Annotated in this window: 19 protein-coding genes; 12 read left to right on the top strand and 7 right to left on the bottom strand. The window is 51.9% G+C overall.

What is annotated here, in order from left to right; genetic code table 11:
* Positions 1-48: 48 nt before the first annotated feature.
* Positions 49-363: a DUF6660 family protein gene (locus tag IEV97_RS00255; protein ID WP_188499517.1), complete on the bottom strand. Its 315-nt coding sequence runs from the start codon at positions 361-363 to the stop codon at positions 49-51.
* A 321-nt stretch (positions 364-684) separates the two neighbouring features.
* Here IEV97_RS00255 and IEV97_RS00250 point away from each other — a divergent pair, with 321 nt between their 5' ends.
* From IEV97_RS00250 to IEV97_RS00240, 3 genes are read left to right on the top strand one after another with little or no spacing between them, the layout of a single operon-like run.
* On the top strand, positions 685-1,218 hold the full coding sequence (locus tag IEV97_RS00250) for an RNA polymerase sigma factor (protein WP_188499516.1): 534 nt from the start codon (positions 685-687) through the stop codon (positions 1,216-1,218).
* An 18-nt stretch (positions 1,219-1,236) separates the two neighbouring features.
* Entirely contained in the window at positions 1,237-2,121 is an 885-nt protein-coding gene (locus IEV97_RS00245) for a ribonuclease E domain-containing protein (RefSeq protein ID WP_188499515.1), read from the top strand.
* A gap of 12 nt (positions 2,122-2,133) precedes the next feature.
* On the top strand, positions 2,134-3,261 hold the full coding sequence (locus tag IEV97_RS00240) for an outer membrane beta-barrel protein (protein ID WP_188499514.1): 1,128 nt from the start codon (positions 2,134-2,136) through the stop codon (positions 3,259-3,261).
* A 65-nt stretch (positions 3,262-3,326) separates the two neighbouring features.
* On the opposite strand, the gene IEV97_RS00235 is transcribed toward IEV97_RS00240, so the two are convergent.
* A complete protein-coding gene (locus IEV97_RS00235) occupies positions 3,327-4,079 on the bottom strand; it encodes a TrmH family RNA methyltransferase (RefSeq protein WP_188499513.1) in 753 nt (250 codons plus the stop codon).
* Between IEV97_RS00235 and tamL the strand changes: the two genes are divergently transcribed.
* Positions 4,038-6,524, top strand: coding sequence for a translocation and assembly module lipoprotein TamL (tamL, locus tag IEV97_RS00230; protein ID WP_444543907.1), 2,487 nt, complete (start codon positions 4,038-4,040; stop codon positions 6,522-6,524). The genes IEV97_RS00235 and tamL overlap by 42 nt on opposite strands.
* A gap of 66 nt (positions 6,525-6,590) precedes the next feature.
* Here the strand turns inward: tamL and IEV97_RS00225 are convergent, their stop codons facing one another.
* On the bottom strand, positions 6,591-8,669 hold the full coding sequence (locus tag IEV97_RS00225) for an alpha-ketoacid dehydrogenase subunit alpha/beta (protein WP_188499511.1): 2,079 nt from the start codon (positions 8,667-8,669) through the stop codon (positions 6,591-6,593).
* A 302-nt stretch (positions 8,670-8,971) separates the two neighbouring features.
* Between IEV97_RS00225 and hemF the strand changes: the two genes are divergently transcribed.
* The 4 genes from hemF to IEV97_RS00205 are packed head-to-tail and all read left to right on the top strand — an operon-like array spanning position 8,972 to position 13,814.
* On the top strand, positions 8,972-9,871 hold the full coding sequence (hemF, locus tag IEV97_RS00220) for an oxygen-dependent coproporphyrinogen oxidase (protein ID WP_188499510.1): 900 nt from the start codon (positions 8,972-8,974) through the stop codon (positions 9,869-9,871).
* A gap of 2 nt (positions 9,872-9,873) precedes the next feature.
* Positions 9,874-10,461, top strand: coding sequence for a phosphatase PAP2 family protein (locus tag IEV97_RS00215; RefSeq protein WP_188499509.1), 588 nt, complete (start codon positions 9,874-9,876; stop codon positions 10,459-10,461).
* Between the two features lie 43 nt (positions 10,462-10,504).
* Positions 10,505-12,877, top strand: a complete 2,373-nt coding sequence (locus IEV97_RS00210) for a TonB-dependent receptor (RefSeq protein WP_188499508.1) — start codon at positions 10,505-10,507, stop codon at positions 12,875-12,877.
* 4 nt (positions 12,878-12,881) lie between these two features.
* Positions 12,882-13,814, top strand: a complete 933-nt coding sequence (locus IEV97_RS00205) for a DUF4249 family protein (RefSeq protein WP_188499507.1) — start codon at positions 12,882-12,884, stop codon at positions 13,812-13,814.
* Between the two features lie 370 nt (positions 13,815-14,184).
* On the opposite strand, the gene IEV97_RS00200 is transcribed toward IEV97_RS00205, so the two are convergent.
* A complete protein-coding gene (locus IEV97_RS00200) occupies positions 14,185-14,772 on the bottom strand; it encodes a riboflavin synthase (RefSeq protein ID WP_188500350.1) in 588 nt (195 codons plus the stop codon).
* A 239-nt stretch (positions 14,773-15,011) separates the two neighbouring features.
* Between IEV97_RS00200 and IEV97_RS00195 the strand changes: the two genes are divergently transcribed.
* The 3 genes from IEV97_RS00195 (at position 15,012) to IEV97_RS00185 (ending at position 16,947) form a co-directional block, all read left to right on the top strand.
* Positions 15,012-15,674, top strand: coding sequence for a protein-L-isoaspartate(D-aspartate) O-methyltransferase (locus IEV97_RS00195; protein WP_188499506.1), 663 nt, complete (start codon positions 15,012-15,014; stop codon positions 15,672-15,674).
* A gap of 85 nt (positions 15,675-15,759) precedes the next feature.
* A complete protein-coding gene (locus IEV97_RS00190) occupies positions 15,760-16,290 on the top strand; it encodes an acyl-CoA thioesterase (protein ID WP_188499505.1) in 531 nt (176 codons plus the stop codon).
* Positions 16,291-16,305: 15 nt separating this feature from the next.
* Positions 16,306-16,947, top strand: a complete 642-nt coding sequence (locus IEV97_RS00185) for a hypothetical protein (protein WP_188499504.1) — start codon at positions 16,306-16,308, stop codon at positions 16,945-16,947.
* 246 nt (positions 16,948-17,193) lie between these two features.
* Here the strand turns inward: IEV97_RS00185 and IEV97_RS00180 are convergent, their stop codons facing one another.
* The 3 genes from IEV97_RS00180 to alaS all read right to left on the bottom strand — a co-directional run bounded on the left by IEV97_RS00180 (position 17,194) and on the right by alaS (position 22,629).
* Positions 17,194-18,303 (bottom strand): TlpA disulfide reductase family protein, encoded by a 1,110-nt coding sequence (locus tag IEV97_RS00180; protein ID WP_188499503.1) that lies wholly within the window; start codon positions 18,301-18,303, stop codon positions 17,194-17,196.
* 166 nt (positions 18,304-18,469) lie between these two features.
* Positions 18,470-19,927: an Asp-tRNA(Asn)/Glu-tRNA(Gln) amidotransferase subunit GatB gene (gene gatB, locus IEV97_RS00175; protein WP_188499502.1), complete on the bottom strand. Its 1,458-nt coding sequence runs from the start codon at positions 19,925-19,927 to the stop codon at positions 18,470-18,472.
* 65 nt (positions 19,928-19,992) lie between these two features.
* Positions 19,993-22,629: an alanine--tRNA ligase gene (alaS, locus tag IEV97_RS00170; protein ID WP_188499501.1), complete on the bottom strand. Its 2,637-nt coding sequence runs from the start codon at positions 22,627-22,629 to the stop codon at positions 19,993-19,995.
* Positions 22,630-22,832: 203 nt separating this feature from the next.
* On the opposite strand from alaS, the gene IEV97_RS00165 reads away from it, so the two are divergent.
* Positions 22,833-23,180, top strand: a complete 348-nt coding sequence (locus IEV97_RS00165; protein WP_116544776.1) for a MerR family transcriptional regulator — start codon at positions 22,833-22,835, stop codon at positions 23,178-23,180.
* Positions 23,181-23,193 lie beyond the last annotated feature (13 nt).

The raw sequence follows: 23,193 nt of genomic DNA, 5'->3' as shown, positions 1-23,193 counted from the left end.
TTCGGGCCTGTGGTTAAGTCAAAGCTGCATTATAATCGGATAGTTGGATCAGGCTGCCAGCCGTGGCGGGTGCCACCAGGCGGAGGCGATCTTGATTTCGCCTAACTCCGGGTAGATGAGCGGTTTGGTCTGCGGAATGACAGGTATACGAAACACAATATGCTCCGGCTCTACAGCCACCGTGAACGTAGCGCAACAGCCGCAGCTGCAAAACAAAGGGCAAGTGTCTTCGTGAAAGGGCGACTCGCCAGTCGTATCGGCGACATCGATCAGGTTGGGATGATGCTCGTGGCTGTCCATGATCTTATCTGTGCACGGCAGGCAGGCCGTCCAGAACAGGAACAGGGAAAAAAGTATCGCCACGAATTTCATTGATACAAATATAAGGTATTCCGAAAGAAAAGCCCCTTTTAACAGCAATTCAGAATGGTTCTTAAAACAAATTGCTGGTGTGATGGATCGCCACACATCCTACGTTTGCTGATGCATGGCAGAAAAGTGAAATAAAATCTGGTTGACAGCCAGTATTTTATAGCCAACAACACCACTATTCCAAAAAAATATCAGAAATTTATTTTTGCTTAAGCAACCTCCGGACGAGTATCCACATCTAAGAGGTAAAGAGCAGAACAACAGTTCAGAAAAGCCAGATAAGCGACATCATTTGATAAAATTTTACCCAGCGTGACGGAACAGGAGTTAATAGCAGGTTGCCAAAAGGCCGAAAGTAAAGCGCAGAAATGCCTTTACGAGCGCTTTGCCTCGCCAATGTACGGTGTGTGCCTGCGTTACCTCAAAAACCAGATGGACGCGGAGGACGCTTTGTTGAACGGATTTATGAAGGTATACCAGAACATAGATAAGTTTGAGGGCAAAGGCAGCTTCGAAGGCTGGGTAAGACGCATCATGGTGAATGAAGCGCTTGGTTTTTTGAGAAAAAAAGAGTCGCTATACCTGTCGATCGAAGACGACCACGTACAAGTGGCGGGCGGTATGGGAGCCGACCACGATCTGGCGGAAGGCGAACTGCTGGAGTTGTTGCGCACTTTACCTGCCGGCTACAGGGCAGTTTTTAACCTGTATGCAATTGAGGGATATTCCCACAAAGAAATAGCCGACATGCTGAATATCACGGAAGGCACTTCGAAATCGCAGCTAAGCAAAGCCCGTGCTATGCTGCAAAGAAGACTAACCGGACAGGAAGCAGTCGCCAGCTGATAAAAAGGAGGTTCAATCATGAAACCAGAAGACATAGACAAACTATTCAAGGATCGTTTGGGCCACACATCGCCCACGCCCCCTGCCGACCTTTGGAACAGACTGCAGGACCGGATAGAAACCGAGATGCCTGCCGCCAGCAAAGGCGAGTCGAAACCGCGCGGATTTATGTGGCTCTCCTACTCTATCGCGGCCGCTATTACACTGCTGCTCTCTGTGGGCATCGTGTTCTACAACGTGCAGAACGGCACCGTGCCTGTTGACAGAGACGGCCTGGCTGATGTGAACGGTCTGAAACCTGAACAGCCGTTCATTATTGAAGAACCTGAAAATACCCATCAGCATCTGGCACAAGTAGCTGAGCAGCCAGCCACCAACTCCTCTTCAGATGAAGTATTGGTTGAGCCTGCCACACCAGCCGCTACTACTGCCTCGGTAACCAAGCAGACTGAAGCGGTTACGAAGCAAGCGATCGCGAAAGCAGTACCAAAAGCAGATGTGAAAAAGGACAGCCCGAAAAACAGTACAATAAATTCGGTGTCTGCTCAACAGTTGGCGGCGCTGGTTGAGAAGCCCTCTATACCTGAAACGCTCGAGAAAGCAAACTTCGATAACACAGGAGAAACAACGCCGGTTGTTTTAGCAGCTAATACGGTGGACATGAACGCGCAACCCGTTGAAATTATAATAAAGCGTGCTGTCGCGGTGCAGGAAGTGGAAACTGATGAAGAGCTAAGTGGCTTTGAGAAGAAGCAGAAACTGGCCAAGAACATCTTCAAGCAGGTTCGCAACCTCTCGAACGGGGAACGGGTGGAGCTGTCGGAGCTCGGTATCAACGCCGACAGAATTGCACTGGAAACGCAAATAGGAAAACAGAAAATATCAAAAGTCATTCAACTCTAATCTTTTAAAACCATGAAAAAGTTACTACTTCTCGTAACAGCCATCATCATGGCTGCAGCCACCGGTGCGTCTGCCAAAGGCGGTCAAACCATAGGCGAGCGACTCGGCCAGCAGGATACGATCGTTGTGAAAATGGCCAATGGCGCTAAAATGGTGCTATACCTGCAGAACATGGAGCAGCTCAAAGCTTTCGAAAACTACAGCCTCGACTCCCTGATGCGCGTCCTGAATAAGTATGTAGACCAGGTGGACCGTATGGACGGCGCCAACAAGGAACTGAAGTCGCAGGAAACGACGGTAGTGTTTGGCAAAGATGACAACAACCCTGAAACGGTCACCATCACCGTGCAGGAAACTGATCAGGATGGCAAGGTGACAAAAGAAAAGCATGAGATCCGCATCAATAAGAATATCAAGATTGATGTAGAGATAGAAGAAAAGGACGGCAACACCAAAGTCGACGTGAACGTGCCGAACCGGGCCGAACGTGACAGCATCCGTGCCCACAATGAAGAGAAGAAGTACAAAGCCACCCGTTACAATTTTGACCTGGACCTGGGCCTGAACACGTTTCTGAACACGGACAACCAGCAGGTACCCGACCTGAAGCCGCTTGGGTCTCGCTACGTGAGCCTCAACTGGCACCTCAACTCTCAGATCGGTGGTCGCAAGAGCCCCTTCTACCTGATGTCCGGTATGGAGTTCGCTTTCAACAACTATATGTTCGACCGCAACTTTGTGATCGAAGAGGATGTGAATGACGTGACTTACTTCAGACGTGAAACGGAGATCAACTACGACAAGTCCAAACTGACGCACTCTTCTGTAAACGTACCGCTGATGCCGATGCTGAAGTTCAAGCGCCAGAACGGAAAAGAAGGATTTAAGATCGGGGTTGGTCCGTTTGCAGGCTACCGCCTGGGCGCCCACTCTAAGTTCAAGTTTGAAGACGGCGGCAAGACGCAGAAGGAAAAGATACGAAGCAGCTATAACCTGAGTGATTTTCAGTATGGTCTGACTGGGGTGGTAGGCTACGGCAACCTGGACCTGTTTGTGAAATACAACATGAACGACCTGTTCAAAGACAATCGTGGCCCGGATGCCAACGTGATCAGCTTTGGTTTAAGACTACTTAATTAAGAATCTGTTTGTTTGTTGATTATGCTGTTAACAGAAGAGGCCTCTTATCGGAGGCCTCTTTTGTTTTAGATATCTGCGTGACGCATAAAGTTGTCGATGATGATGGCCGTGGCCGTGGCTACGTTCAACGACTCTGCCTTGCCGAATGCCGGGATCTTGATCAGGTGGTTTACTTCATTGGCGACTTCCGGGCGTATGCCATTGGCTTCGTTTCCCATCACTACGACGCCGTGGGGCTGCAATTGCATGTGGTGCAGGTTCTCGCCGTCCAGCGAGGCCCCGTAGATGGGGATACCCTCTGGAAGTTCGTGCAGCCATTCACCCAGGTTGAGATAATAGGCCTTGACCCGGGTAAACGATCCCATGGTGGCTGAAATGGTTTTGGGGTTGTAAAAGTCAGCACAGGTCTCGGAGCACACGATCGTCTGGATGCCGTACCAGTCTGCTATGCGGATGATGGTGCCCAGGTTGCCCGGATCACGTATGTCGTCCAGCGCGATCGTAAAATCACCGGATTTGAACGCTAAATTTGGGAGTTGCCGCATGTGGGCCACAGCCAGTCCGGCATTATTGCTGGAAAAAGTGCCCGCCTTTGTCAAATCCTGTTCCGTAACAAGTTCGTATCGTGTACCTTTGCTTAGTCTGTTGCCGTGCTCCTGCAGGAACTCCTCCGTGATGAACAGGTGCTGGAGCTCAAAGTCTGAGTTCAGCAGTTCCAGTACACTTTTGGCTCCCTCCACCACAAAGGCTTGGTGTTGGTTGCGGTATTTTTTTACTTGCAGGGCATTAACGTACTTTACAATTGCTTTCGACAACATAGAGCAGAGAATCGTTTGAGAACACGATGTTACATATTCGGGCTGGTAATTACAATTATTAGTTTAGCTGCCTGTGTGCCCACCAAAAATCTGGGCGAGAACGAGCAACTCCTGCTAGGTATAGAGCCCAAAGGGATAAACCATGTGAGCCAGACTGATATTGAGGCGGTTTACCAGCAGCAGCCAAACCGTACTTTCCTGGGCTCTACTCCTTATCTGGCCATTTATAATTTCGGGAAAAAGTTTTACAGTCCCTCCCGCATTGACGAGCGGATTGAGGAACTACGCACGAAGCGGGCCAGCAAAGTAGCCGAAGCCGGAGACTCCACAAAATCCCGCCGCATACAGGACCGCTTTGACCGCCGCATTGCCCGTCAGCGTGACCGCAAGGAAGAAGGCAACCTGCTGATGCAGATCGGCGAGCCCCCCGCCATTTACGACTCCCTGCTGATGGAGCGCACCATGGACCAGGTGGAGATCTACATGAACACCAAAGGCTTCTTTAATCACGAACTGAGCTACGAGAAGCAGGAAAAGGGCAAGAAGGTATACATCACGCTCAACATTGAAGAAAACGAACCCTACCGCTACAGCGAGTTCAGCTATACTATTCCGGACGATTCGCTGTTGAAGGTCGTGAAGCGGTACGAAGACCGGTCTTTGCTCAAAGTTGGCGACGTGTACGACGAGCAGCTGATCAGTGACGAGCGTGACCGCCTCTACGAGATGGTGCGCCACAACGGGTATTTTGACTTTGTCCGCGCCTACATCGAGTTCGACGTGGACACCAGCTTTGGGGGTAATACGGTCAGGGTGAACACCATTATCCAGAACCCTGAGGATCAGCAGTCGCACAAGGCCTATACTCTCCGGAATGTATACTTTAAGACGGATGCCGACCGCTTTGGCCTGGTGCGTGACACGCTACAGTACAACAATGTGCAATACCTGGCCTATCACCAGAAATTTTCGCCCAACATACTGGACAAAAAGGTTTCCATTTACCCAGGGCAGCGTTACAGCCAGTTCAGGACTTCGCTTACGCAAAGGCGGCTCTCCGAAATGGATGTGTTTCAGTTCAGCAACGTCAGCTACAGCAAGATCACAGATCTCACGGATTCACTATCGGGCAATCAACTCAATGCCTTCATCAATGCCGTTCCTTCGAAGAAGTTTCAGGAAACGACCGAACTGGGCATGAACTTTACGGAACGCCGCCCCGGACCATTTTCAAGTGTCAGGCTAAAGGTGCGCAATGTGTTTGGTGGCGCTGAGAACCTGGATTTTGGAATACGTGGTGGCCTGGAAGGGCAGATAAACATTTCGGATCCCAACGAAACGGTCATGATCCGGGAGTTTGGTGGTGATGCGGCATTAACTTTTCCGACATTCAAGCTGCCTTTTGGCGGCGGGAACATACTGGAGGAATATAACCCCAGAACAAGAATCTATACGGGTTACACTAATGTAAGCCGTTCTGAGTTTTCCCGCTCTATCTACGAAGCCTCGCTAGACTACATCTGGTTTAAGTACCCGCGCCCACTGCAGACACCGACGGTACAGTATATATTTTCTCCTGTCAATGTGAACATCATTCAGGTGGGCCGTATCAACCCTGATTTTGACAGTACCTTTTTACAGAATCCGAGTATCCGGTCCTTCAGCGAAAGTTTCAGAAGCGGGTTTATTTCCTTTGTCAGCTTCAGCCTCATCTACAACACCAACGACTTCATACAGTCCCGTAATGCCCGGTATCTGCGCGTGCTGACCGAGGTGGGTGGCATTACTTCCAAACTTGGTATTATGCCTGAGACGGGCAATTTGCGTCAGTTTCAATACGCCAGACTCAACCCGGACTATCGTCGTTACATCCCGTTGGGTGGACAGCGCTATTTTGTTTACAGAGTCAATGCGGGGGTGGGTGCTCCGCTCTTCGGCTCCACCGCCCTGCCTTATGATAAGTATTTTTTTGCCGGAGGCGCTTCGAGTGTTCGCGCCTGGACAGCCCGACGTTTGGGGCCTGGCTCCTACGCTACACCTCGTTCCGATGTAAAAGACGGGACATTGGTGCCAGAGCAGCCGGGCGAGGTATTGCTGGAAGCCAGTGCCGAGTACCGCTTCAATATGGTTGGGTTCCTGAACGGGGCGCTGTTTGTTGATGCCGGCAACGTATGGATGCTCAAGCCTGATAACCGCCCGGGCTCGGATTTTCAGTTCAACCGCTTCTACAAAGAACTGGCGGTCGGGACTGGCTTTGGTTTGCGTCTTAACTTCTCGGTTGTGATTTTGCGCTTCGACTTTGCCACGCAGGTATACGATCCGGCCGGCGACATCAACGGCAACAAATTCGTGATCCGCGACTTCCGGTTCTCCGACCTGTTCCGCCAGACGGACCCCGCAGAGCGCCGAACCAACCTCAACATCGGCATTGGCTATCCTTTCTAATTCCTGATTCACAAAAAAGCCCCACCATGAACCTGGCGGGGCTTTTCAATTATTTTATACCTGAGATTAGTAGTTCAGCAACTCTTCCATGGCTGCCGCTACTTTCTCCGGATTCGGCAACATCATCTTCTCCAATTCCACATTCAAAGGTATAGCCGGCAGGTTGGCGGCACCCAAGGTATAGACAGGGGCATCCAATTGCTGGAAGCACTCTTTGGAGATGCGACCGGCCAGTGACTCGGCAAAGGAGTTCATCAGTGGCTCTTCGGTCAGCACCAGCGCCTTGCCATGGCGACGAACCGAAGCTACTACTGCCTCGAAATCAAGCGGGTTGAGGGTGCGCAGGTCCAGGATCTCTACGCTGCCTTTGAACTGTTTGGCAGCTGTTTTAGCCCAGTACACACCCATGCCATAGGTGATCACGGTCATGGAGTTGCCCAAGCGGACTTCTTCATCGTCGGCATACTGCACCACGTTGGCCTTTCCGAGTGGCAGGATGTAGTTTTCATCCGGTTCAACGGTTTTGGCGTCTTCGGTGCCCGCTACTTTTGACCAGTAAAGGCCTTTGTGCTCGAGCATGATCACCGGGTTCGGGTCCAGGAAAGCAGCTTTCATCAAGCCTTTCATGTCGGCTGCGTTGCTAGGGTATACTACCTTGATGCCACGGATGGTCAGCAAAGTAGATTCAATACTGCCAGAGTGGTAAGGTCCGCCGCCGCCATAAGCGCCAATCGGCACCCGGATGAGCGACTGCACCGGGAATTTGCCCATGGACAGGTAGCAGCTCTTCGAAAGCTCTTCTACTAGTTGGTTCATACCTGGCCAGATGTAGTCGGCGAACTGGATCTCCACTATGGCCTTGGCTCCTACGGCCGACATACCTGCGGTGGAGCCTACAATGTAAGCTTCCTGGATCGGGGTGTTGAACACGCGGGCATCGCCGTATTTCTTAGCCAGCAGGGCCGCTTCACGGAATACACCGCCGAGCTCCCCTCCTACGTCCTGGCCATAAAATAAGGCTTCCGGGTAAGTGCGCAAAATATCATCCACGGCATGCAAAGCAGCGTCCACCATGATGGTCTTTTCAGCACCAGCCGGACTGCGCTCGCCTTTTTCTTCTGTTACGGGTGTCGGGGCAAACTCGTGCTGGTCAAAGGTAGCAGGATCAGGTACAGGGGCATCCAGGGCACGCTGGTAGTCCTGGGCCACCGCTTTCTGAGCCTCCTGCTCCAGCCATTGTATTTCTTCGGTCGTCACGTCTGACTCTAAAAGCACCTGACGCAGCTTTGGGATCGGGTCGTTCACGCCGTGCTCCTGCAAGTTGTTTCCGCGGTACCATTCCCGGCGCACGCCGGAGGTGTGGTGGCCCAGCAAAGGAACCTTGGCATGCACCAGAATCGGCTTGCGCACCTCCCGCACATACTCAAATGCTACCCGCATCCCTTCATAAGACTCCGTAAATTCAGAGCCGTTCACGCGCAGGCGTTCCATCCCTTTAAATCCGGCTGCATATTCATAGGCGTCCATGGCACGCATTTCCTTGCCTGTTGCCGAAATGCCCCAGTCATTGTCCTGCACCAGGTATACGATGGGCAGATTCTTGAGCACCGCCATTTGGAATGCCTCTGCTACTTCGCCCTCGGTCACGGAGCCATCGCCCAGCGAGCAGAGCACGACAGGCTTTTCCTCGCCATTGGCCAGTCCCTGCGACTCGAAATAGGAAATGGCGTGTGCCATGCCCGTGGCAGGTATAGCCTGCATGCCGGTGGCCGAGCTTTGATGCGGAATGGTCGGGAAGCCTTCACGGCGCAGCGAGGGGTGTCCGTAATAGGTGCGGCCGCCTGAGAAGGGGTCATCGGCTTTGGCCATCAGTTGCAGCATCAGTTCGTATGGCTGCATGCCTATACCTAACAACATGGAGTCGTCGCGGTAGTAGAGCGCGGCAAAGTCGTAGGGCTTTAGCTGAAAGGCGGCCGCCAATTGAATGGCCTCGTGTCCCCGCGAGGTGCTGTGCACATACTTGCTGCAGATGGTTTTATTTTCTTCGTAGGTGTCTGCCATCGTTTTGGCAGTTATCATGAGTCGGTAGGCTTTCTTAAGAATTGCTGTATCGATCTTAAATGCCTCCATCAGTTCTTTTGACATAGGTTGCGCGTAGTTATTGCCCGAAGTTAAGCAAAAAAGCCCTTTTTCTGAAATCCTTACGAATGTTCGGTAGAGCGGGGTTTATTTGGTAATTTTGTGGGTACGTATCACGTATTTCGTATCACGTAGCACGACTTTTTTTTATTGTCGAGGACTTCGTGATAAAGGACAAAAGAATATGGACACCAAGGTATAGCCGTTCCCTATAAGTCTTTTGTACTGTTTTAAATACTCCTTTGTCCCAATAAAGTCGTGCTACGTGATACGTGTGTCGTGATACCAATAATCAAAAAGGAGAAAAAATGTTCAGAGAAGAAGTTAAAGCATTTATGCGCCAGTTCCAGCTGGACTTGGTGCGCGACCTTGAAAACTGCGATGGCGGTGCTACTTTCCAGAAAGACGAGTGGCAGCACGAACAGGGCGGCGGGGGTATTTCCCGCATCATCGAAAACGGCAACGTGCTCGAAAAAGGCGGCGTCAACTTCTCGGCCGTGCAAGGCGAGCTTTCCCCCCAATTCCTGAAAATGCTGCAGATGCCGGACCCGAAGTTCTTTGCGACGGGCGTTTCGGTGGTGATGCACCCGCACAGCCCGATGGTGCCGATCACGCACATGAACGTGCGCTATTTTGAGGCGGGCGACGGTACAGCCTGGTTCGGGGGCGGCATCGACCTGACGCCAATTTATGTGGATGTGAAGCAGGCGCGGGAGTTCCACCAGGCCATGAAGGAGGTATGCGACAAGCACCACCCATCCTACTACCCGGAGTTCAAGAAATGGGCCGACGATTACTTCTACAACAAGCACCGCAGAGAAACACGCGGCGTGGGCGGCATTTTCTTCGACCGTCTGATGGCCACTGATGAGATCAGTATGGCAGAGCGCTTCGCCTTTGTGCGCGACGTTGCCTATGCCTTTGCGCCCTTCTATACCAAGATCATTAATGAAAACCGAAATCTGCCTTTCGGGGAGCGTGAGAAACAGTGGCAACTGATCCGTCGGGGACGCTATGTGGAGTTCAACTTGGTATATGATCGCGGCACTAAGTTCGGTCTCGCCACAAACGGACGCATTGAGTCTATCCTGATGAGTCTGCCGCTGCATGCCTCCTGGGTATACAACCACCAACCGGAGGCGGGTGGACCGGAAGAGAAGACACTGGGCTATCTCAAAAAAGACATCGACTGGATCAACGTTCAATAAGCATGCTGGATCGATTGGAGAAGCTGGACCAGGAACTGTTCCTATACCTGAACGAGCAGCAGAGTCCGTTCTGGGACACGGTGATGGTCACGGTTTCCAACAAATACTTCTGGATTCCCTTTTACCTGTTGCTGATCGGCTACATTATCTGGCGCTACAAAATGCAGAGCATCCCAATGCTGCTGATGGCTGTGGCAGGTATAGGGTTGGCTGATTATGTAGCCTCTGGTATCTTCAAACCCTATTTTGCGCGTCTACGCCCCTGCCACGATCCGGAGCTTTCGGCCATGGTAAACCTGGTGCGCGGCTGCGGCGGAAAATTCGGCTTTCTCTCTTCCCATGCTTCCACAGGCTTTGCGCTGGCCGTCTTTTTTAACCTGATCCTCTCCGACCGTTACCTTATCTTCAAGATCGTACTGGTCATCTGGGCCGTGGTTGTTTCTTACAGCCGCATCTACCTGGGCGTGCATTATCCGGGCGACATTATTGGCGGGGCTTTGGTTGGCGCCGGTACAGCCATGCTGGCGGTGGTGGGCTACCGGTTGTGGCTCCGGAAATATACCCGCTTTCAGCACAAACCTTTGGCATAATCCGCTGTTTCTGTCGTATTGTTAGAACAGTTGATTACCGGACTTGCAACAACGATATTTCTTATACCTGTTTCTGCCGCTTTTACTCTTGTCCATGCTCCCCGCATGGGCGCAGGACAGCTTTGTGCTGCGCGGTCGGGTGCTCGATGCGAACACAGCCGAACCGCTGGCAGGCGCCTCCATCAGCCTGAAGGAACGCCCCTCCATTGGCACCGTTTCCGAGCCCGACGGCAGGTATAGCCTGAGTGCCCCGCCCGGCAGCTATACCTTGCTGATCCGCTACATTGGCTACCAGAACCAGGAAACGCAGCTGCAGCTTTTCCGCAACGAAACGCTCGACCTGCGACTCACACCAGCCACCTACAGCACACGGGAAGTGGAAGTGATTGGTACGCGTCTCAAACCTATCACCCAAACCGCCACGATGGGCGAACTCGACATCCCGATGAAGTCAGTGAAGACGCTGCCGGTGCTGTTTGGGGAAACGGACATCATGAAAACGGTACAGTTGATGCCGGGCATACAATCTGGTGGCGAGGGCAACACGGGCTTTTATGTGCGCGGCGGCGGGGCCGATCAGAACCTGATTCAGCTCGATCAGGCGGTGGTTTACAATCCCGGTCACCTGCTCAATTTCTTCTCCGTCTTCAACAGCGATGCCATCGGCAGTGCCACCATGATCAAAGGGAACATGCCGGCCAGGTATGGCGGACGCCTCTCTTCGGTGCTGGACGTGGAGTTGCGCGAAGGCAGCGCTGACAGTCTGCAGGCCGAGGGCGGTATTGGGCTTATCGCTTCCCGCCTGACAGTGCAGGGGCCATTGGTAAAAGACAAGGCTGCATTTATCTTTTCGGCCCGTCGCACCTATGTGGATGTCGTATTTGGTCCTTTCCTGCGAAACACCGAGCAGGGCGGCGTGCCCTTCTATTTCTATGATTTCAATGGGAAAGTCTCCTATACCCTGTCGCCCAAAGACAAACTATACCTGAGCGGTTATTATGGCAAGGATGTGGGCTCGCTCACGCTTTCTTCCGGCCGTTTCGTGGCCGATTTTCAGTGGGGAAACGCTGCGGCCACTGCCCGATGGAATCACCGGTTTTCGGACAGGCACTCCGTGGATGTTTCTGGTATTCTGAGCGACTATGCTTTTGACTTCACCTGGGATTTCGGCGATATCACCACAGGTGTAGAGACGGGCATTCGGGATTATACGGTTAAGACAGACTTTGCCTATACCCCCTCAGCCCAGCATCAGATAGAATATGGCCTGCAGTACACCCACCATACCCTGCGCCCCCGCACAGGCAGTGCCGAAACTGCCGAAGGCGATGTCTTCTCTACGGATCGGGTCCTTTCCAAAACGGCCCATCAGGCGGCCCTCTACCTGTCCGATGATTGGAACGTAACGGATCGGCTCTTGCTGAGTCTGGGTATACGGGGCAGTTATTTTGCGCAGACGGGGCCTTTTACACTCTATGAATTCGACCAAAACCAACGAGCCATTGATTCGGTGGCATATGCCGATGGAGCGCGCGTGAAAACCTTTCAGACACTGGAACCGCGATTTTCGGCACGCTATACCTTGAGCGCGAACTCGTCTGTGAAGGCCAGTTACACCCGATCGGCGCAGTACCTGCATCTGGTTTCCAACGCCTATACCACCCTGCCACTGGATGTCTGGGTGCCAAGCTCAGCGATCGTGGAGCCACAGCGGGCGACCCAATATGCTGTCGGGTACTTCCGAAGCTTCAGCCAGAACATGTACGAAGGCTCCTTGGAGTTCTATTACAAAACCATGGAAAACCAGTTGGAGTACCGGGAGGGTTTTGTGGCCGGTCCGAGCAACCGCGATCTGGAGTACGAGTTTGTGCGGGGCAATGGGGAGTCCTACGGGGCGGAGCTTTTCCTGCGCAAGAACTACGGCGACCTGCAGGGTTGGCTCGGCTATACCTTGTCGCGCACCGACCGCACCTTCCCCGACATCAACCAGGGCCGCACCTTCCCAGCCCGCTTCGACCGCCGGCACGATGTATCGTTAGTAGCCACCTATACCTACAATCCGCGCTGGACCTTCGGGGGAAGCTTCGTTTACGGCACGGGCCAGGCAACCACCATGCCCGAGCGGCGCTACCTGATCGAGGGGACGGTCAATTACCAGTACGGTGACCGCAACAGTTTCCGGATGGAGCCCTTTCACCGGCTGGATCTGTCCGCCACGCTGGAGGGAAAAGCCCGACAAAGGCTGCAGTCGAGCTGGACGTTTGCGATCTACAATGTGTACGGCCGCCGCAATCCGTTTCTGTACTTTATTGACAGCGAAGGGACACCCTACGGCACGGATACAAAAGTGCAGGCCAAGAAGGTGTCGCTGATTCCTTTCCCGCTGCCCTCTGTCACCTGGAACTTTAAATGGTAAAACGATGCGACTGAGATATTTTCTGCTTTTGCTACTGCTTTCATCCCTTGTCGCCTGCGAAGAGGACCTGACCATTGACATACCTGCCGGACAGGAACAATTGGTAGTGGAAGGGCATATAGAGCAGGGCGCTCCGCCAGTGGTGGTCCTTACGCGCAGCAGGCCTGTTTTCGCGGGCTTTTCTCCTGCCGATATCGAGGCCAGTTTTGTGCACGGAGCGCAGGTGGTTGTGAGCTCTGGCGGAAAAAGCTATACCTTAAAAGAAGTGCCCGCCGCCGCCTTTTGGCCGGGGTTAAGGCGGGTGGTTTCGGAGCAGTTCGCTATACCTGAGGCGCAGTTGACGGGCAACAGCAGTTTTATTTTCTATGTCTATACCTCCGAGGAATTGTTAGGCGAGGTAGGCAAAAGCTACCAGTTACGAATTAGTTATGAAGGGCGGGAATTGACTTCTTCTACTACCATCCCTAACCTGAACCCGCTGCAGGAGCTTTTTTTGCAACCCCACCCTGACCCTGAGCAGGACAGTCTGTTTATACTTTTTTACCGCTACCAGGATCCCGACACACTGGGAAATAGCGTGCGTTACTTTACAAAGCGCAACAGCGAACCCTTCTATCCCGGCTACTTTGCTTCCGTTTTCAATGATGAGCTGATCAATGGTGTGCGGAACCTGAGTTTCCCGCTGGACCGGGGCGAGTCTCTTGGTCAAGAGGTTGACCTGGACACTTACAGTTATTTCGGGAAGGGAGACACGATTGTGGTGCGCTGGGCTGCGGTTGACATCGAGCACTACCGCTTCTGGTATACCCTGGAGAACGAGCGCAACAACAACGGCAGTCCCATCGGCTCACCGAATACAACACGATCCAATATAAACGGCGGGTTGGGGGTTTGGGGTGGTTATGGGGTTACTTATCACCGGATTGTGGTGGAGTAAGGGTCAGGGTTTGATTAAAGTATAGGCAGGAAGTTCGTGCACGATTAACATCCCCTTGCCCCCTTCGAAGGGGGACTTTTCAGCCACTACCCATTCAAGGTATAAGCGTTGTAGTTTCTATCATATACCACACGCACCACTGGCAGGTGTAGCAAGACTAACTTGCACCGGAGCGATGAAACAGATCGCTTCGCCAGGTGCGCGAACGACGATTTTTTGTTTGAGCGGTCAGCGAGTTCAAAATCGTCTTGACTTTTTTGCTTACTTTTTGTGTCAAGACAAAAAGTGAGTGCCCGCCGCACAGGCGAAGCTATAGAACAATATCATTTGCTATACTTGAAAAGTTCTGTCACTCCTGTAAAAGCTTAAATCAAGCTTTCCCTAACAACCTCGCAACATACTTGCCAATAATATCAAACTCCAGGTTGACGGTACTGCCCGGCTTGACCTGGTGCAGGTTGGTATGCTCGTAGGTATAAGGAATGATCGCCACAGAAAACCGGTCTTCCTGCGAATTGACAACTGTCAGACTGATGCCGTTTACCGTCACAGATCCCTTCTCCACCGTTACATTGCCCAGGCTTGGGTCATAGCAGAATGTGAACACCCAGCTGCCGTTCTGGTCCTCCACGGATTCGCAAACCGCCACCTGGTCCACGTGCCCCTGCACGATATGCCCGTCGAAGCGGCCGTTGGCGCTCATGCAGCGCTCCAGATTCACCTTGTCGCCCACCTGCAGGCTGTTCAGGTTCGTTTTCTGAAGCGTTTCGTCGATGGCCGTTACGGTATAATCAGTTTCCGTGATGTTTACCACCGTCAGGCAGATGCCGTTGTGGGCCACACTCTGGTCGATCTGTAGCTCGTGCGTGAAAGGAGACGACAGGGTGAATTGCTTGTTGGTGCCCTCTTCCCGGATGACCTGCACCTGGCCCATGCCTTCAATTATACCTGTGAACATGTTTTTATGAATGGTTGTCTGCATACAAAATTAACCATGATTTCGCTCATATGCACGGGTGCTTCCTGTTATTCCGCTTGGAGGCAAGATTAAATTACGATCCGGTTAGGTAACTGTGGGCAGGTATGCTTATTTTCGCAATACACGAGTTTCAGGCCGAGTTCAGACAAGGTATAGCGGGATCCCTATACCTGAAATTGCTCAGCTTGATTTTTTAAATTTTACAGATTCAGAGGGAAATGCAGACAGATTTGTACAAGCACAAAGGCATGCGCCGCGCCTTGGTAAAACAGTTGAGAGACAAAGGTATACGCGATGAACGGGTGTTGGCGGCAATCGAAACGGTACCCCGGCATTTCTTTTTCGAAAAAGCTTTTCTTGAGCAAGCCTACCAAGACAAAGCCTTCCCGATTGGCGAGGGCCAGACCATTTCGCAGCCCTATACCGTGGCCTTCCAGACGGAGCTTTTGCGGTTGCAGCCAACTGATAAGGTGTTGGAGATCGGGACCGGATCTGGTTACCAGTGCTGTGTGCTGCTGCAGCTCACGCCCAAGGTATACACCATTGAATACAACAAGCCGCTCTACGACAAGGCAGTGAAGTTCTTCAGGACCTACGGATTATTCCCGCATACCTTCCACGGCGATGGCTCCCTGGGCCTTCCAGCGCACGCGCCTTTTGATAAGATCATCGTGACGGCCGGCGCGCCCGGTATACCAAAAACGCTGGTGAGTCAGCTGAACATCGGCGGCATTCTGGTCATACCTGTCGGGGGTGAAACGAGCCAGAAAATGCTACGCATTACCCGCACCAGCGAAAATGAATTTGCGCAGGAAGTCTTCACTGACTTCAAATTCGTGCCGTTGCTCGGTAAGTCCGGTTGGGACAAGCCTTCTTTTTAAGCATAAGTAGACTATCTTAATTTATACCCGGCTTTTTGTTTGGACCTTCGTCCCCTATCTTTGCGGCAGAATTTATAGAACTGACATGCGTAAACAGAAAAAAGTAAGCGAATCCTACGTGATCATGACCGAGTTGGTGTTGCCTAACGATACCAATACCCTGCACAACCTGATGGGTGGCAAAATGATGCACTGGATGGACATTGTGTCGGCCATTGCCGCCCAGCGCCACTCCAACCGCATTGTGGTAACGGCTTCGGTGGACAACGTGTCTTTTGCTGAAAGTATAAAACTGGGCAACGTGGTAACCCTCGAGGCCAAAGTGACCCGCGCTTTCTCTTCTTCTATGGAAGTGCACATCGTGGTGTATGCCGAAGACATTCCTTCCGGAAGAAAAGTGATGTCGAACCAGGCTTTCTTCACGTTTGTGGCTGTAGACCAATCCGGCAAAGCGATCGATGTGCCGGAGGCTATACCTGAAACAGAAGAAGAGATCAAGCTTTATGACGGTGCCCTGCGTCGTCGCCAACTGCGCCTGGTGCTGGCGGGCCGTATGAAGCCGAGTGAGGCTAACGAACTGCGCTCTATTTTTGATCTAAAGGAAGATCAGAAGTAATTTATACCTAATCCGATGACAGCACTGACGCCAGATCAACTTAACAGTGAGTTCCTCCGACATTTTATGCCGGAAACGCTATACTGGCTCCCTGAAGAGCAGGTAGCTGAAGTCAGTGCGCCTGCAGTAGAAGAGGCAGCTATACCTGTTGTGTCAGAAAAAGCAGAGCCAAAGGCTATACCTACTGGCCCGACAGCTCCTGTTCCAACAACTCCGCCAGCGGCTATACCTAAATTACTGAAAGTAGAGAAAGCGGAACTGCCGAAGTCCTTTGAGGTGATTGGCGAAAACCGGAAGGGCCTGGTTGTTTTGGTGACCCTGCCCGATCCGGAATTTAGGGCCCTACCGCAATCTGATTTCCTGATCAAGATACTGGCGGCGATCGGCTTTGGCCCTGCTGATGTTGCTTTTGTAAACAATGTGTCCGGTGCCACAACCAAGTTTGAGGCCCTCTGTGATACCCTGCAGACCAACTACATCCTCAGCTTCGCCAGTCGCCTTGACACCGACCTGCCACATGATAAATTCACGCTTTACAATCCGGTAGTGGTTGGCCGTGTGCCGGTTGTTTTTTCGCAGTCCTTGGCTGTGCTCGATGGTGACCAGGAGCAGAAAAAGCTGCTTTGGGGAGCGCTGCAACGCGTGTTCAAGAAGTAATCTCGGGGTATGGTTTTTCCGAGGAATAAGTTGCTTGAGGAAACTCGTTGTTGACGTGAGCGTCCCATTGAACAGCATCGACAAAAATACTCCACGTTGCAAATGGCAAGCGAGAAGCAGTAAACGAACTGCGCTATACCTTGAGCTCGTTCCTTGTGATTTTTAAACAGTATTATTCTTTATAAACAAGAAAAGCCCCTCCAGTGCGGAAGGGCTTTTCTTGTTTTGAGGTATGGCTATACCTTCTTACTGCACAAGCGAAGCGATTTTCGCTTCCAGTTCCTCGCCTCTCAATCCTTTGGCAATGATCTTACCTTCTTTGTCGAGCAAGATGGTTTGCGGGATGGCGTCTACCTGATAAAGTTGTGCCGCTGCACTTTCCCATCCTTTCAGATCCGAAACCTGTGGCCAGGTCAGCTTGTCATCGGCAATCGCCTTCAGCCATTTTTCACGCGACTGATCGAGCGACACACCAAAGATCTCGAAGCCCTGGTCTTTGTACTTGTTGTACATCTTCACCACGTTCGGGTTTTCTTTGCGGCATGGGGCGCACCAGCTGGCCCAGAAGTCGATCAGCACGTACTTGCCTCTGAGTGAGGACAGCGCTATTTCGCCACCTTCAGGCGTTGGAAGCTTAAAATCGGGTGCAACAGAGCCAACGGCCGTTGTGCGCATGCTGGCAAGGCGTTCCGTCAGTGTCTTCGTATACTTCGACTCCGGTATGTGCTGGGTATAGAGCGTCAGCATGCTATCGGCAAAAGCGAAATCCAACTGCGGGTTAACGAGGCTCAGCATACCAAAAGCCGATACAATGGAGTTAGGGTGCTTGGCAATGAAGTTTTTGACATCCTTTTGCAACGTAAGGTACTGCTGGCGATATCCTTCTGCTTCTTCTGTTTTACCTTCCGACATGGCACGGTTAAACTGCTCGCTCAGCGCCATTTCTTTCTGACGGTTTTCACTCACCATCTTGTTCAGCTGCTGAAAAAGCTCCGAGTCTTCGGAGTTCTCAAACTTGGCCGTATTGTTCAGGTCGCGGGCATCTGCTTCCACCTTTATGGCTTTGTTTTCCAGCACCATCATCATAGCATTCTGCTGATCAAGGCCGAGGCGATACAAGGTGGGCTCTTTCACCTCCCCCTGAAAAGTAAAGGTACCGTCCTGACTAATATCAGCTGTGTCGCGGGCAATAAACTGCTGCTCCCCCAATTCGAACAGAAAAATCTGACCCGGTGTGGCGTTCTGCAGTTTGCCTTCAATCGTGTAGGCACTGCTGTTCGTGGCCGTTTTATTCCCCTGACAACTGGCTATTAATGCAGCCGAGGCGGCCAGTACGACATAGTTTCTTAGGTTCATATTTTTATATTTTGACAGTTTGACAAAAGACTATTTGACAAAGGATCATGTATTCAGGTAGGTTTTCCTACAAAAATCTAAAGGCCTTTTATTTTGACATCTTCGGATGGAGCTTTAAGAAAGAGCATCCTTTGTCTTTTGTCAAAACTTCCTTTGTCTGATATAGTTAAGCGTTAAGTCCTTCCTGCAGCAATTGGTTTGCCACCTTCGGGTCGGCTTTGCCTTTGGTCTTTTTCATGATCTCGCCCATGAACATACCGACCAGCGATTTTTTACCGGCCTTGTACTCCTCCACTTTCTGCGGATTGGCGGCCAGCACTTCCGCCACAATGGCTTTAAGTGAGTCCGAATCAGACTCCTGCAGCAGGTTCTGCTCCTCGGCTACCTGGTGTGCAGGTATACCTGGGTTTTCCAGCATGTAAGGGAAGATCTTCTTGGCAGCTACCGAGTGGCTCACCTTGTTCTCGTCCACCAGGGCAATGATCTCGGCAATGGCGTGCGGCTGCAGCGGGAAGTCCTTGATGTGCAGTTGCAGCTCGTTCAGATAGGACTTTACCGGACCCGTCACCCAGTTAGCAGCGCCCTTGTAGTTATTGGTATGCTTGCAAAGCTCCTCGTAGTACAGCGCAATCTCTTTTGCATCAGTCAATACTCCTGCGTCATAGTCAGACAGGCCAAACTCCTCTGTGAAGCGCTTGTACAGCTCTTGCGGTAGGCTCGGCATGGTTTCTTTGATGCGCTCCAGCCACTCCTGTTCAATCACCAACGGCGGCAGGTCTGGCTCCGGGAAGTAACGGTAGTCGTTCAGCGTTTCCTTGGAGCGCATGGCCGTGGTCGTGCCGGTGTTGGCGTCGAAGTTGCGTGTTTCGGAATCGATCTTTCCGCCATTTTCTATCACCATGATCTGGCGCTCGATCTCGTGCTCGATGGCGCGCTGCACGTTGCGGAAGGAGTTCATGTTCTTCACCTCCACCTTGGTACCCCAAAGCGGCGAGTCTTTCAGCATCACCGAAATGTTGGCGTCGCAACGCAGCGAGCCTTCTTCCATGTTGCCATCGCAGATCTCGAGGTAGCGCACCAAGCGGCGGATTTCCGTCAGGTAGTTGTAGGCTTCCTCTGAGTCACGGATATCCGGCTCGGACACAATCTCGATCAACGGTACACCCGCACGGTTCAGGTCGATGAGTGTTTCCGTTTCGCCCGGCAAGTGCATGGATTTACCGGCATCTTCCTCCATGTGAATACGCGTGATGCCGATGCGCTTGTCATTGCCCTCAGCATCTTTTACATCCAGATAACCAGCCGTACAGACAGGCGTTTTGTCCTGCGTGATCTGGTAGCCTTTCGGAAGATCCGGATAGAAATAGTTTTTGCGGGCGTAGATGTTGTAGCGCGTGATGTCGCAGTTAGTCGCCAAACCCATTTTCACAGCCATCTCCACCACACGTTTGTTAATGCGCGGCAAAGTGCCCGGGTGACCCAGCGTGATCACGCTCAGGTTGGTATTCGGCATCACGCCATACTCTGTCGAGTCAGACGAATAGGCCTTGCTTTCCGTAAGCAGCTGGGCGTGCACCTCCAGACCGATGATCGCCTGGTATTTGTCTCTTATTGCTTTATCCATTTTACAAGTATAAATACTAAAAGCCTTACTTGTTTTGTCTCAAAGTTGGCTTCCAATACTTTATATTAAGCATTAATCAATGTTTTAACCAGTTCTTCTGCTTTCGCAGGTATAGCCTGCAGACCGGAAGTGTCCTTGCCTCCAGCCGTGGCATAGAATGGCTGTCCGCCGCCGCCGCCTTTGATCTCTTTCGCGAGTTCACGCACCATCTGGCTGGCGTTCAGCTTACGGTCCGAAACCAGGTTGTCTGACAGCATCACCGCAATCTGTGGCTTCCCGTCGATTTCAGCGGCCAGCACCAGCACCAGATTGTCCACGGCCTGACGCATGTCAAAAGCCAGTTTTTTCAGGTAATCGGCAGTGCTTACATCTACTTTCTCCGCTACGAAGTTCACACCGTCAATAGACTGTGCTTTCTGCACCAGGCTTTCTTTCAGGCTGGTCAGTTGCTTCAGTTCGAATTGCTCGAGTTGCTTTTGCAGGACTTTGTTGTCTTCCTGCAGTTTCTGCACGGCGCCCGAAATATTGCTGTGCGTACCGAGCACTTCGCGCACGGCGTTCAGCTCGTTCAACTGCTGCTGCATGTACTCTTCGGCCGATGCAGCGGTGGTTGCTTCGATACGACGCACACCAGCCGCTACAGAACTCTCAGAAAGAATCTTGAAATAGCCAATCTCACCAGTGTTGTACACGTGCGTACCGCCGCAAAGCTCTACCGAGTGGTCACGGTCGAAAGCGATCACGCGCACAGACTCGCCATACTTTTCTCCAAAGAGCGCCATGGCACCCATTTCTTTGGCTTGGGCAATTGGTACGTTACGCTGCTCTTCCAAAGGGATCGCCTGGCGCACCCGCTCGTTCACGATCGTCTCTACCTCGCGCAGTTGCTCGTCGGTTACCTTGGCAAAGTGAGAGAAGTCAAACCGCAGTACTTTTTCATTTACCAGAGAGCCTTTCTGTTGCACGTGCTCACCTAAAACTTTACGTAAAGCAGCGTGCAGTAAGTGCGTAGCAGAGTGGTTCTTACGAATCAGGTTGCGGCGCTCAAAGTCTACTTCACTCCTAAATGTGGCTTCGATGTTCTGCGGCAGCTGCGAGGTGATATGCAGGATCAGGTCATTCTCCTTCTTCGTATCCAGCACCTCAATTTGCTCGGTGGCCGAAATCAGGTAACCGGTGTCACCTACCTGTCCGCCGCTCTCGGCATAGAACGGCGTGCGGTCCAGCACAACGTGGTACTCGCTTTTGTTTTTGGTCTTCACCTGTCGGTAGCGCACGATGTGTGAATCTGCCACGTCATGCTCGTAACCCAAAAACTCTGTCTCCACATCCGGTTGAATGATCACCCAGTCGCTTTGCTCCTGTGCTGAAGCATTGCGGGAACGGTTTTTCTGCTGCTCCATCTCCACACTGAAGCCAGACTCGTCCACTTTCAGGCCTTTTTCACGGGCGATCAGGGCAGTCAGGTCCAGCGGGAAGCCAAAGGTATCGTACAGTTCGAAGGCGGTCTTGCCGTCGATGGTATTGTTATTCTCTTTGAATTTAGACTCCAGTGCATCCAGGCGCTTCAGACCGTTTTCGAGAGTGCGCAAGAAAGCGTTCTCCTCTTCCTCGATCACGCGCTGCACGAAGCTCAACTGTTGTTTCAGCTCCGGGAATACGTTTTCCATCTGGTCGGCCAGCACGGCTGCCAGTTTGTATAGGAAAGGCTTTTTGAAATCCAGGAAGGTGAAGCTATACCTGACCGCACGGCGCAGGATACGACGGATTACATAACCGGCCTTGTTGTTGGATGGCAGCTGTCCGTCCGATATCGCAAAAGCAATGGCCCGGATGTGGTCGGCCATCACGCGGATGGCAATGCCTATTTGCTCGTTTTCTCCATAAACAACACCGGCTTCTTTGGCGATGAACTGGATCAGCGGCTGGAAAACGTCGGTATCGTAGTTAGAACGTTTGCCCTGAATGGCCATACACAGACGCTCGAAGCCCATACCTGTATCGACGTGCTGCGCAGGCAGTTTTACCAGCGAGCCATCGGCCAGTCGGTTGAACTCCATGAATACGTTGTTCCAGATTTCGACAACTTGCGGATGGTCAGCGTTGACGAGTGTCTTGCCGTCCACCTGCGCACGCTCCTCGTCGGTGCGCAAGTCCACGTGAATCTCCGAGCACGGACCGCAAGGACCAGTGTCGCCCATCTCCCAGAAGTTGTCCTTCTTATTGCCCATCAGAATGCGGTCTTCCGCAATCATAGACTTCCAGATATCAAACGCCTCCTGGTCCATCGGCAGGTTCTCGGAGTCATCACCCTGGAAAACCGACACATACAGTCTGGCTTTCGGCAGTTGGTATACCTCTGTCAAAAGCTCCCAGGACCAGGCCAGTGCCTCTTTCTTGAAATAGTCGCCGAAAGACCAGTTGCCCAGCATCTCGAACATGGTATGGTGGTAGGTATCGTAGCCTACTTCCTCCAGGTCGTTGTGCTTGCCCGATACGCGAAGGCATTTCTGGGTGTCGGCAATGCGCTTGGACGGGGCGGGTTTGTTGCCCAGGAAGTAGTCCTTGAAGGGCGCCATACCTGAGTTGATAAACATCAGGGTGGGGTCATCTTTCACCACAAGGGGTGCTGACGGCACGATCTGATGCTGCCGTTGTGCAAAGAAGTCAAGAAACTTTTGTCTAATCTCAGCTGAGTTCATCTATGATTATTAAGCCTTTAGATACAATCTGCTATACTTGTTGTTTAATAACAAAAAATATAGAATTTTTGCCTTATAGAAACAGCCCTTTCGGGCAATGCTTACACGGGCCTGCATTAGGGCAAAAGTAGCAATTTTAGCCGTAATTCTGCGTGCCATACCCGAAAATTAGTGCTGCTGCCCTATACCTTGAAACCGACACTATGCCTTATAAAGAAAAAGAAATCGAAAAGCAGTACTACACCATCGGTGAAGTAGCTGCCCAATTTGACGTCGCCCCTTCCCTGATCCGCTTCTGGGAGACTGAGTTTGACCAGCTCAAGCCGAAGAAAAACAAGAAAGGCAACCGCCAGTACACTGCCAAGGACATTGAAGAATTGCGAGCGGTTTACCACCTGGTAAAAGAGCGCGGCTTCACGATACAGGGCGCCAAAGAAGTGCTGAAGAACAAGTCGGTGCAGACAAAGGACAAGATCGAGATCATCAATTCGCTGGAGAAAGTGCGTTCTTTCCTGGTGGGAATCAAGGAACAGCTGAACACCAAAAGCTAAGCCTGCGTACCTT

It is taken from the genome of Pontibacter amylolyticus (assembly GCF_014638845.1).
Classification (GTDB): Bacteria; Bacteroidota; Bacteroidia; order Cytophagales; family Hymenobacteraceae; genus Pontibacter; species Pontibacter amylolyticus.
Note: the sequence above shows the minus strand (reverse complement) of the source record. Positions and strands in the feature narration are given on the sequence as shown.

What these genes read in the sequence shown, in the direction of transcription:
- IEV97_RS00245 (WP_188499515.1), top strand. Translation starts at nt 1,237, where the DNA reads ATGAAACCAGAAGACATAGACAAACTATTCAAGGATCGTTTGGGCCAC.
- IEV97_RS00240 (WP_188499514.1), top strand. Translation starts at nt 2,134, where the DNA reads ATGAAAAAGTTACTACTTCTCGTAACAGCCATCATCATGGCTGCAGCC.
- IEV97_RS00235 (WP_188499513.1), bottom strand. Translation starts at nt 4,079, where the DNA reads ATGTTGTCGAAAGCAATTGTAAAGTACGTTAATGCCCTGCAAGTAAAA.
- IEV97_RS00225 (WP_188499511.1), bottom strand. Translation starts at nt 8,669, where the DNA reads ATGTCAAAAGAACTGATGGAGGCATTTAAGATCGATACAGCAATTCTT.
- hemF (WP_188499510.1), top strand. Translation starts at nt 8,972, where the DNA reads ATGTTCAGAGAAGAAGTTAAAGCATTTATGCGCCAGTTCCAGCTGGAC.
- IEV97_RS00215 (WP_188499509.1), top strand. Translation starts at nt 9,874, where the DNA reads ATGCTGGATCGATTGGAGAAGCTGGACCAGGAACTGTTCCTATACCTG.
- IEV97_RS00205 (WP_188499507.1), top strand. Translation starts at nt 12,882, where the DNA reads ATGCGACTGAGATATTTTCTGCTTTTGCTACTGCTTTCATCCCTTGTC.
- IEV97_RS00200 (WP_188500350.1), bottom strand. Translation starts at nt 14,772, where the DNA reads ATGTTCACAGGTATAATTGAAGGCATGGGCCAGGTGCAGGTCATCCGG.
- IEV97_RS00195 (WP_188499506.1), top strand. Translation starts at nt 15,012, where the DNA reads ATGCAGACAGATTTGTACAAGCACAAAGGCATGCGCCGCGCCTTGGTA.
- IEV97_RS00190 (WP_188499505.1), top strand. Translation starts at nt 15,760, where the DNA reads ATGCGTAAACAGAAAAAAGTAAGCGAATCCTACGTGATCATGACCGAG.
- IEV97_RS00185 (WP_188499504.1), top strand. Translation starts at nt 16,306, where the DNA reads ATGACAGCACTGACGCCAGATCAACTTAACAGTGAGTTCCTCCGACAT.
- IEV97_RS00180 (WP_188499503.1), bottom strand. Translation starts at nt 18,303, where the DNA reads ATGAACCTAAGAAACTATGTCGTACTGGCCGCCTCGGCTGCATTAATA.
- gatB (WP_188499502.1), bottom strand. Translation starts at nt 19,927, where the DNA reads ATGGATAAAGCAATAAGAGACAAATACCAGGCGATCATCGGTCTGGAG.
- alaS (WP_188499501.1), bottom strand. Translation starts at nt 22,629, where the DNA reads ATGAACTCAGCTGAGATTAGACAAAAGTTTCTTGACTTCTTTGCACAA.
- IEV97_RS00165 (WP_116544776.1), top strand. Translation starts at nt 22,833, where the DNA reads ATGCCTTATAAAGAAAAAGAAATCGAAAAGCAGTACTACACCATCGGT.